General features: G+C 73.7%; 1 protein-coding gene. It reads left to right on the plus strand.

Annotation, left to right across the window (positions count from 1 at the left end; genetic code table 11):
• Positions 1–47: 47 nt before the first annotated feature.
• On the plus strand, positions 48–1,628 hold the full coding sequence (locus ACFC1R_RS35495) for a CocE/NonD family hydrolase (protein ID WP_375945838.1): 1,581 nt from the start codon (positions 48–50) through the stop codon (positions 1,626–1,628).
• Positions 1,629–1,824: the final 196 nt, after the last annotated feature.

Raw genomic sequence — 1,824 nt, forward strand, 5'->3', positions numbered from 1 at the left:
GTGGGTCTGGGGGGTTGGTTTTTTTTTATAAGAGACTGGCACTGGCCGTGGGGGGCCCCCACACCAGGGCCCCGGCGGGGGCCGCCCCGCGGGGCGGGGCGGCGGCCCTCACCTCCGGTGCGCCGTCGTTCCGGCCGGTCGACCTGACGATGAAGGACGGCGTCGCCCTGAAGGCCGACGTCTTCACCCCGGCCGTCGGCACCCCCGGCGCCGATCCGCAGGGCCGCTACCCCGTGGTCGTGCAGCCGGCCAGCTGGGGGCAGAACGACCTGGAGTACGTCGCCCAGGGCAGGCAGCTCGCCGCCGCCGGCTACGTCGCCGTCACCTACACCGTGCGGGGCTTCTGGCTCTCCGGCGGCGAGATCGACGTCGCCGGTCCCACGGACGTGGCCGACGTCTCCTCGGTCATCGACTGGGCGCTCGCCCACGCCCCGGCCGACCCGCAGCGCATCGGAATGGTGGGACTCTCCCTGGGCGGCGGCCTGACCCTGATGGGCGCCGCCTTCGACCCCCGGATCAAGGCGGTGGCCGCACTGAGCGGCTGGGGCGACCTGGCCGACTCGCTGTACAGCGGCGACACCAGGCACCTCCAGGCCGCCGGACTGCTGGCCGCGATCCAGGCACCGACCGGCCGCAAGAGCCCGGAGTTCGCCAGGATCCTGGCCGACGTCTTCGCCGACCGCGACATGCCCGAGGTCCTCCGGTGGGCGAAGACCAGGTCCCCTGCCACGTACGTGGACCGGATCAACGCCCACGGCACGGCCGTCCTGCTGGCCGGCGCCTGGGGCGACAGCGTCTTCAACCCCAGCCAGACCGTCTCCCTCTACCGGCAGCTGACCGGACCCAAGCGGCTCGAACTGCGCCCCGGCGACCACGCCACCCAGGAGTTCACCAGCCTGCTGGGGCTCTCCAACGCCACCTGGGCGAGCGCACGCGACTGGCTCGACCGGTACCTCAAGGGCACCGGCGGCGGCCAGGAGCAGTCGGTGGACCTGGAGGTCCGCCCGGCCGGCGGCCACGAGAGCCACCCCAGCTGGGAGGCGGTCGCCACCCGGACCGACCACCTGCGGCTCGGCGCCCCGGACCCGCTGGGCACCGGCGCGCTCGGCGGCGCGGCCGGGACCGGCTGGCAGACGTCGGTGGTCGGCGGCACCGACTCCGGCGCGGACGGCGGGATCGCCGAGCTGTCCGGCGGCCTCGACCAGCTCACCGGCCTGCCGCCGACCGTCCTCCTCCCGCTGCTGCCGCGCTCGGCCGGTGCCGTCTGGCAGTCGCGGCCCTACCCGGCCGCGCAGCCGATCCGGGGTGCCGCGCAGCTGCACACGACGGTCACCGCGTCCGCGCCAGAGGGCACGGTGTTCGCCTATCTCTACGACGTGGACGCCCTCGGCCTGGGGAAGCTGATCTCGCACGCCCCGCAGAGCTGGTCCGACCAGGAGCCCGGCAGGGCGTTCCCGCTCGACGTGCGGCTCTTCGCCACGGCCTACGACCTGCCGGCCGGGCACCGGCTGGCCCTGGTCCTGGACACCTCGGACCCGATGTACGGCGGCCGCACCCCGCTGGGGAGCACCGTCTCGTTCGGCTCCGGCTCCGCCGATCCCGCCGAACTGGTGCTGCCGCTGCGCTGACGGAGCCGCCCGCATTCCGTGGCCCGGGTCACACTGCCATTCCCGCGAGCCGGGTTCCCGGCATTCCGTGACCCGGGTCACGGCCATTCCTGTGGCCTGCGCCACTCCCATTCCTGTGGCCCGCACCACGCCTTTATCCGATATCCGACACCCCCCGCAACAACCCAAAAGCGGGCATATCGGGCAAATAACCCAG

The sequence above is a fragment of the Kitasatospora sp. NPDC056138 genome (assembly GCF_042264695.1).
GTDB lineage: Bacteria > Actinomycetota > Actinomycetes > Streptomycetales > Streptomycetaceae > Kitasatospora.